This is a genomic window from Streptomyces siamensis, from assembly GCF_039543605.1.
In the GTDB taxonomy this organism is placed as follows: Bacteria; Actinomycetota; Actinomycetes; order Streptomycetales; family Streptomycetaceae; genus Streptomyces; species Streptomyces siamensis.
In genome coordinates this window covers 1-7865 of sequence record NZ_BAABKB010000067.1, presented here as the reverse complement: position 1 = coordinate 7865, position 7865 = coordinate 1, and the positions used below count along the sequence as shown (strand labels likewise).

At 68.6% G+C, this 7865-nt stretch carries 7 protein-coding genes; 5 read left to right on the top strand and 2 right to left on the bottom strand.

The window, feature by feature from the left end:
• The coding region (locus ABEB03_RS43795; protein ID WP_345658694.1) for a TetR/AcrR family transcriptional regulator at positions 1-245 on the bottom strand (245 nt) is incomplete at its 3' end.
• A gap of 228 nt (positions 246-473) precedes the next feature.
• Here ABEB03_RS43795 and ABEB03_RS43790 point away from each other — a divergent pair.
• Positions 474-1322, top strand: a complete 849-nt coding sequence (locus ABEB03_RS43790; RefSeq protein WP_345658693.1) for an oxidoreductase — start codon at positions 474-476, stop codon at positions 1320-1322.
• Between the two features lie 345 nt (positions 1323-1667).
• On the opposite strand, the gene ABEB03_RS43785 is transcribed toward ABEB03_RS43790, so the two are convergent.
• A complete protein-coding gene (locus ABEB03_RS43785) occupies positions 1668-2843 on the bottom strand; it encodes a CaiB/BaiF CoA transferase family protein (RefSeq protein WP_345658692.1) in 1176 nt (391 codons plus the stop codon).
• A 215-nt stretch (positions 2844-3058) separates the two neighbouring features.
• Between ABEB03_RS43785 and ABEB03_RS43780 the strand changes: the two genes are divergently transcribed.
• From ABEB03_RS43780 to ABEB03_RS43765, 4 genes are read left to right on the top strand one after another with little or no spacing between them, the layout of a single operon-like run.
• On the top strand, positions 3059-4867 hold the full coding sequence (locus ABEB03_RS43780; protein ID WP_345658691.1) for a CoA-transferase: 1809 nt from the start codon (positions 3059-3061) through the stop codon (positions 4865-4867).
• On the top strand, positions 4851-6035 hold the full coding sequence (locus ABEB03_RS43775) for an acyl-CoA dehydrogenase family protein (protein WP_345658690.1): 1185 nt from the start codon (positions 4851-4853) through the stop codon (positions 6033-6035). The genes ABEB03_RS43780 and ABEB03_RS43775 overlap by 17 nt, the downstream gene beginning before the upstream one ends.
• Positions 6036-6089: 54 nt before the next feature.
• On the top strand, positions 6090-6881 hold the full coding sequence (locus tag ABEB03_RS43770; protein ID WP_345658689.1) for an enoyl-CoA hydratase/isomerase family protein: 792 nt from the start codon (positions 6090-6092) through the stop codon (positions 6879-6881).
• A 37-nt stretch (positions 6882-6918) separates the two neighbouring features.
• Positions 6919-7809 (top strand): HpcH/HpaI aldolase/citrate lyase family protein, encoded by an 891-nt coding sequence (locus ABEB03_RS43765; RefSeq protein WP_345658688.1) that lies wholly within the window; start codon positions 6919-6921, stop codon positions 7807-7809.
• Positions 7810-7865: the final 56 nt, after the last annotated feature.

Genomic DNA, 7865 nt, shown 5'->3' with positions numbered 1-7865 from the left:
GCCGCATTCTGGATGCGCTCCGCGAGCTCGTCGGCGATCCGTGCGGCGACCGCGGCGAGCAGGCTCTCCCGGTCCGGGAAGTGACGGTACGGAGATGCCGAGCTGACTCCCAGGCGGCGCGCGAGCTTGGCGACCGAGAACCCGGCGAGGCCGTCCGCCGCCAGCAGGCTCATCGCCTCCTGCACCAGTGCCGCACGCAGATCGCCGTGGTGATAGGGGCGGGCACCCGGGGCGGAGTCTCGCATCACTCTTCATCTCCCTCGTTTGACTCCATGCTAGAGCCCTCTTACATTGATGTGAGAGGGCTCTAGCATGCATGTGACATGCAGGAACGTAGCAAGATGCCGATCTTTGCACGCCTCACAGTGCCCGCGGCGGTGGACTTCGGCGGCGGTGACCTGATCCTGTGACGCACGCCGGTATCCGAAGAGGCGGGGCAAGGTGCTGCTGAGCGGCTTCTGTGTAAGAAATCAATGGGAGAAAGTCAGATGAAAGCATGGTTCATTACAGGCGCCAGTCGCGGACTTGGTCTTGAGGTTGCTCGGGCAGCACTTGAGTCCGGAGACCGTGTGGTTGCCGCAGCCCGCAAGCCGGAGCAGGTCAGTGCGGCGCTGTCCGGATTCGGTGATCGCCTGTTCACGTTGGAGCTGGACGTCACCGATCATGCCGCGGTCCAGGCCGGCGTCGACCAGGCCGTGGAGCGTTTCGGCCGCATCGACATTCTCGTCAACAACGCCGGATATGGTCAGCTCGGTGCATTCGAGGAGATTTCCGCGACCGCGATGGAGCGGCAATTCGCGACGAACGTATTCGGGACGATGGCTGTGACGCGGGCGGTTCTGCCGGTGATGCGAGAGCAGCGGTCGGGCCATGTCTTCACGGTGTCGTCCATCGCCGGACTGATGGGCTTCGAAGGCGCGTCCGCCTACACGGCGACCAAATTCGCGCTCGAGGGCTGGGCGGAGACCCTCGGCCTGGAAGTCGCCCAGTTCGGCATCAAGGTCACCCTCGTCGAGCCGGGATTCTTCCGTACGGACTTCCTCGATCCGAGCTCGGCCTCCTACGGCGACGTGGAGGTGTCGGATTACGCTGACTACTCGGCCGCGCAAAAGGCCGGCTATGACGCGGCGAACCACAACCAGACCGGTGATCCGGTGAAGTTCGGCAAGGCGGTTGTCGCTCTGGCCGCGGCCGATGAGCCGCCGGTGCGTTTTGCCGCAGGGCCTGACGCGTACGAGATCGTAACCAATCGGGCCGAAACGCTACGCGTCAACGCCGAGAAGTGGCGCGACCTTTCCGTCTCGACCGACTTCCAGAGCTGACGAGCCGTGGGCGACGTTCTCGCCCGACATCCACGAACCGGAGTCAACGCCCGTACGGTAGGCGATCACGGCAACCCCGGCGGCCCGATGGCCGCCGGGGTTTGTTCCTGAGCCCGGCCGCCGCCACTGCCGATGCGACCGCGCTGGATCGAATGGGTCACGAAGCTCGCAGTGCGCGGTGCGACCTCGACGAAGCCGCTACGGACGCCAGGTCCGAGTCGACGACAGCCACGGAGACGGGTGCGAAGCCGGAAACCGGGCAGCGCGTTTCTGATCCGCCCAGTACGTTCTGAGCGAGCCCCTGCGGGGCTGAGCCTCGCGATCGGACGCCGATGGGTGACTCGTTCAGGAGTCGGTGAACAGGACCCCGGCGGCGACCAGCTCGTCGATGCGCGAGTCGTCGTACACCTCGCCGGCTATCTCGCGTGTGTGCTGGCCGACCCGCGGTGCGACGCCTTCGCGCTCGGGACGGGAACCCCCGAACCGCCACGGCGGCCGGAGCAGGGAGACGCCGTTGTGCTCCGGCTCGACGAGCTCGAGCCATTCGGTCTGCGGGTGGTTGATGTACCCGGAGACGGTGAGCACCGGAGCGAAGGGGACGTCCGCCTCGGTCAGCCGCTTCTCCCACTCGCGCGCCGGCCTGGTGAGGAACTCCGCCTCCACGATCTCGACCAGCTCGAAGTAGTTGCGTTCACGGTCCGGGTACGTGGCGAACCGGGGGTCGTCCGCCAGATCACGCCGGTCGAGCGCTTCGACCAGGCAGTGCCAGAACTTCTGCTGCGACGACAGGTGTATCGCGAAGTCCTCCCCGGTGGCGGACTTGAGGCAGAAATTCTGCGCCTGCGGGTGACGGCTCTGCCGGGTGGGGTCCTGGTGCCCGTCGTCGAAGTACTGGCTGACGGCGTCGGCGGTGATGGTGCTGACCGCCTCCATGATCGAGGTCTCCACGTGCTGCCCGGCTCCGGAGGAGGCGCGGCCGATCAGCGCCGCGAGCACACCGGTGGCGGTGGACAGGCCGGTGACCAGGTCCGCGAGGATGGTGCCGGTCAGCTGGGGGGTACCGGCGTCGCCGAGAAGGGAGTACAGCCCGCCGACCGACTGGCCCATGGTGTCGTAGGCGGGACGCTGGGCGAACGGGCCGCCGTTCCCGAAGCCGGTGACGGACGCGTACACCAGATCGGGTCGGAGTGCCGCGCATTCCGTCTGGCCCAGTCCCAGAGAGGCGAGCTTGCCCGCGCGCAGGTTCTCCAGCACCACGTCGAAGCGGGGGACCAGGGCCTTCACGAGCGCCACGCCCTCGGGCTTCTTGAGGTCCACCGCGAGGCTGCGCTTCCCGGCGTTGTACTGGATGAAGTACGGGCTGCGGTCGTTCTTGTGGCGCCGGAAGTCCTCGCCGGTGCCAGGCCTCTCGACCTTCACCACCTCGGCGCCCAGCGCGCACATCAGCGAGCTGGCGTAGGGTGCCGAGATGTATCCCCCAAGCTCCAGGATCCGGATGCCGTTGAGCGGCTTGTGCTGCATCGGTGACCTCGCTTCATTGTGACGGTCGCCAGCTGATGAAGAATGTAAAATATTTTTCCCGCGGGCTGTCAAGGGTTGGGCCCGGTTGATGCCGGATCGTGTCGACCGGTCCGAGCGTCGCGGCAAGTGCTTGCGTGACCTGCGTCTCATTGCCCCTGGCGATGGGTAAATATATTTTATTTAAACTTCGCGACTGAGCAAGAGGGAGTTTCGACATGGCGACCACTGCGACGCCCGCCGGCGCCGAACCCGCGCCGCAGGCAGTCGACTTCTGCCGGCTGGACGAAGCGATCTCCCGGTACGTACACCCAGGTGACGCCGTGCACGTCATGATGGGGCACAGCCGCTGGAGCGCTCTGGTGCGGGAACTCGCCCGTCAGTACTGGGAGAAGCCCGCCGACTTCACGCTGATCATGGCGAGTCTGTCCTCGCTGGGGGCCGTGCTCTTCCGTGCGGGCTGCCTGAAGAAGGTGGTCACGGTGTACTCCGGCGACTCCTTCCCGGTCTTCACCCCCAACCCGGTGTTCCAGGAGGCGTACGCCACGGGAGCGGTGGAGGTCGAGAACTGGTCCTTCCTGACCTTCATCCAGCGGCTGCGGGCCGCGGCCACCGGCGTCCCCGCGGTCGTGACCGGCTCGGTGCGCGACTCGTCGATGACCGAGAACGAGGCCTACCAGGAGGTCGACACCGCCTTCGGGCGGGTCGGCCTGGTCGCGCCGCTGGTGCCGGACGTGACACTGGTGCACGCCGCGGTGGCCGACCGGCAGGGCAACCTGGCGATCGCTCCACCCATGTTCGAAGGTGTGGTGGGAGCACTCGCCTCGCGGCGCGGAGTGATCGCCACGGTCGAGAAGGTCGTGGACGACCTGCGGCCCTGGTCGTCCCTGGTGCGCATTCCTGCCCATCGGGTCCTGGGCATTGTCGAGGCGCCGTTCGGCGCGCACCCCGGTGGCGTCTTCCCCGGACCATCCGGAGCACGGCTGCCCGTACGGGGCTATGTGGAGGACGTCCCCTTCTGGGTCGCCGCCCGCGAGGCCAGCAGGGGACCGGACTTCGAGGACTGGCTGCGCGAGTGGGTCCTGGAACCGGCCGACCACGAGAGCTACCTGGCGAAGCTGGGCACGGCACGGCTCCAAGGACTGGTCCGGGGGGCGGAGGGGCCGCCGACACCGCCCGCCGGGGCCGAGCGCGTCGGCCCGCCGACCGCGGCCGAACGGGCCGCCGTGTGGCTCGCCGACCTCGTGAACCGGCGGATCGCCGAGACCTCGGCGGACACCGTGCTCGCGGGGGCGGGGCTGGCGAACCTCGCCGCCTGGGTCGGGGTCGGACAGGCCAAGGCGGCCGGCCACCGGGTGGCGCTCGCGGCAGAGTTGGGGCTGTGGGACTACACCCCCACCCCCGGCGACCCGTTCATCTTCAGCTTCTCCAACTTCCCGTCCTCGTCCATGCTGCTCGATACGGAGCAGGTGTTGGGGAACCTGGTCAACGGCGCGTTCTTCCGGTCCATCGCCTGCGTGGGCGCCGCCCAGATCGACCGGCACGGCAACATCAACACGACCAAGATCGAAGGCGGCCCCTACCTGGTCGGATCCGGCGGCGGCAACGACGTCATCACCAACGCAGACGAGGTGCTGGTCGTCGGCACGATGGGCCGTCGCCGTTTCATCGACAAGTGCGGTTACGTCACCAGCCCCGGCCGGCGGGTGCGAGCCGTCGTGACGGACCTCGGCACGCTGACGATGCAGGACGGGGAACTCGTCCTCACGCACATCGCGCCCGGACCGGAGCCACTGGCCGAACGGATCGCCCACGTCCGCGACCAGTGCGGCTGGGACCTGTCCGTCAGCCCGCACCTCGAGGAGCTCCGCCCGGTCACGGCCGCCGACGTCGGGGAACTGCGTGCGTACGACCCGGAGGGGCTGTTTCTCGGCCGGGCACGCGCACAGGCCCCGCAGCCGGCCTCGGACTCGGTTCCCATCTCCGCCCCGAACACAGAAAGGAAGGAAAATGCCCACACCCGTTGAAGAGACGGTCAGTGCGGACGACTTCGCTCAGATCCATGCCCAGGTACGGGAGTTCATCCGGGAGGAGGTCGTCCCCCGGGAACGTGAGATCGCGGACGGTGACGCGATCCCGGACGACCTGCGCCAGAAGGCCGCGGCGATGGGCCTGTTCGGCTACGCGCTGCCGCAGGAGTTCGGCGGGCTGGGGCTTGTCATCACCCAGGACGTCGAGCTGGCCTTCGAGTTCGGCTACACGGCCCTGGCCTTCCGCTCGCTGTTCGGGACCAACAACGGCATCGCCGGCCAGGTGCTCGCCGGCTTCGGCACCGACGAGCAGAAGAAGCGGTGGCTGGAGCCGATGGCCGCGGGCGAGTGCATCGCCTCCTTCGCCCTGACCGAACCGGAGGCGGGGTCCGACCCGTCCGGCATGCGCACCACCGCCACGTGGTCGGCCGACGGATGGACCATCAGCGGCCAGAAGAGGTTCATCACCAACGCCCCGCTCGCCGACCTCTTCGTCACCTTCGCCAAGGTGCGGGGGACCGACGCCGAGAACAAGATCGCGGTGTTCCTGGTCCCGGCAGGCAGCAAGGGGCTGACCGTCGCCGCCAAGGACCGCAAGATGGGCCAGGAAGGGGCCACCACCGCCGATGTCTACTTCGATCAGGTCCACGTCGGCCACGAGGCGCTGATCAGCGGCGAGGTGGAGACGGGCTTCCGGGCCGCCATGACCGTCCTCGCCCGCGGCCGGGTGCACATCTCGGCACTGGCCACGGGGCTGGCGGAGCGCGCCCTGGACGAGTCGGTGGCCTACTCCGCCCAGAACCGGCAGGGCGGCGTGCCGACCGGGGAACAGCAGCTGGTCCAGGCCATGCTGGCCGAACAGCAGTCGCTCGTCATGGCGAGCAAGGCACTCGCCCGGGACGCCGCGCGGCACTACCTCGACGGCTCCGACCGAAGGCTCGGGCCCTCCGCGGCCAAGCTGTTCTGCACCGAGTCGGCCGGCCGGGTCGCCGACCTCGCCGTCCAGGTCCACGGGGGCAGCGGCTACATGCGGGAGGTCGCGGTGGAGCGCATCTACCGGGACGCGCGCCTGCTGCGGCTCTACGAGGGCACCAGCGAGATCCAGAAGCTCATCATCGGACGGGAACTCATGCGGCGGGAGCGTGATCGTGCGTCCCGCGCATGAGAGCCGGGGCCGGCGCGGCCCGGATGCCGGACCACACGATCGGAAGGAACAACCATGAGCCGCTACGCACGCTTCTCCAACCTCCGCGTGGACGGGCCCGACGAGGCCGGAGTGATCGAGCTCGTGCTCGACGCTCCCAAGCTGAACGCCGTGAGCGAGGCCGCCCACGCGGACCTCGCCGAGATCTGGCGTGAGTTCGACGCGGACCCGGAGGTGAAGGCGGTGCTGCTGCGGGGCGAGGGCAAGGGATTCTCGGCCGGCGGGTCCTTCGACCTGGTCGAGAAGCTGACGAACGACTTCGACACCCGTACCCGCACGATGCGTGAGGCACGGGACCTGGTCTACAACGTCATCGACTGCTCGAAGCCGACCGTCTCGGCGATGCACGGTCCCGCCGTCGGAGCCGGACTGGTGGCCGGTGTGCTCGCCGACGTGTCCGTGGTGAGCAGGACCGCGAAGATCATCGACGGTCACACGCGGCTCGGCGTCGCCGCCGGCGACCACGCGGCGATCTGCTGGCCACTGCTGTGCGGCATGGCGAAGGCCAAGTACTACCTGATGACGTGCCGTCCGCTGACCGGTGAGGAAGCGGAGCGGATCGGGCTGGTCTCGCTGTGCGTGGACGAGGGCGAGCTGCTGCCCACCGCCCGTGAGGTCGCCCGCGAGCTGGCTCTGGGCGCCCCGTCGGCGATCCGCTGGACCAAGCAGTCGCTGAACAACTGGTACCGGCAGGTCGCCGGTTCCATCTTCGACGCCTCGCTCGCCCTGGAGTTCTACGGCTTCGGCGGACCCGAGGTGCGCGAGGGACTCGCGTCGCACCGCGAGCGGCGCAAGCCGAGCTTCTGATCCGTCTTTCGTTCAGGTGAGTAGAGGAGATTTTCTGATGAAGCCGTACCGTTCCATGCTGTTCGTGCCGGGCCACAAGCCCACGTGGGCCGAGAAGGCGATCGCCGCGGGTACCGATGCCGTGATCCTCGACCTCGAGGACTCGGTGCCGGCCACGGACAAGAGCGACGCCCGCAAGACGGTCCGCGACACGATCGGGCGGCTGCGTGCCCAGGATGTCCGCGCCGACGTCTGGGTCCGCCCCAACAGCGTCGACAGCGGTCTGTTCGGCGCCGATGTGGAGCAGGTCGTGACGGCCGGTCTGGCCGGGCTGTTCCTGCCCAAGGTGTTCACCGCCGAGGAGATCGTGCGCATCGACGCGGTGGTCTCGCACATCGAGGAACGGGAGGGACTCGAGCGCGGCTCGATCGGTCTGCTCGTCAGCTTCGAGACCGCGGTCTCGATGGCCCACTGCGAGGAGATCGCGGCGGCCAGCCCGCGGGTCGTGAGCCTGCTCGGCGCGACCGGCCCCAATGCCGATGTCGGCCGTGAGCTCGGCTTCGAGTTCACCCCGGAGGGCCTGGAGACGCTCTACCTGCGCAGCCGCATCATCCTCGCCGCCCGGGCCGCCGGTCTGCACCACCCCGTGGGCGGCGTCTGGCAGGACATCGCCGACCTCGACGGTTTCCGGCGGTTCGCCGAGGACAACCGCCGCCTCGGCTACCGGGGCATCGTCCTCATCCACCCGTCGCACGTGGCCCTGGCGAACGAGGTTTTCACGCCCGCGCCCGAGACGGTGGACCACTACCGCAGGATGATCGCCGCTTTCCACGAGGCGGAGGCGGGCGGCAGCGCGGCGGTCACCTTCGAGGGGCAGCACATCGACCTCGCCCACGCCAAGACGGCACAGGGCGTGATCGACCTCGCCGACGCCATCGCCGGGAACTGACGGCAGGCAAGAGGCATTCGGCAGTACCGGACGAGCCGGGCCTGCCACCACGGCAG

Bases quoted from the DNA above. Each gene is read 5' to 3' on its own strand.
- ABEB03_RS43770 (WP_345658689.1), top strand. From the start codon at position 6,090: ATGAGCCGCTACGCACGCTTCTCCAACCTCCGCGTGGACGGGCCCGAC.
- ABEB03_RS43765 (WP_345658688.1), top strand. From the start codon at position 6,919: ATGAAGCCGTACCGTTCCATGCTGTTCGTGCCGGGCCACAAGCCCACG.
- ABEB03_RS43790 (WP_345658693.1), top strand. From the start codon at position 474: ATGGGAGAAAGTCAGATGAAAGCATGGTTCATTACAGGCGCCAGTCGC.
- ABEB03_RS43775 (WP_345658690.1), top strand. From the start codon at position 4,851: ATGCCCACACCCGTTGAAGAGACGGTCAGTGCGGACGACTTCGCTCAG.
- ABEB03_RS43780 (WP_345658691.1), top strand. From the start codon at position 3,059: ATGGCGACCACTGCGACGCCCGCCGGCGCCGAACCCGCGCCGCAGGCA.
- ABEB03_RS43785 (WP_345658692.1), bottom strand. From the start codon at position 2,843: ATGCAGCACAAGCCGCTCAACGGCATCCGGATCCTGGAGCTTGGGGGA.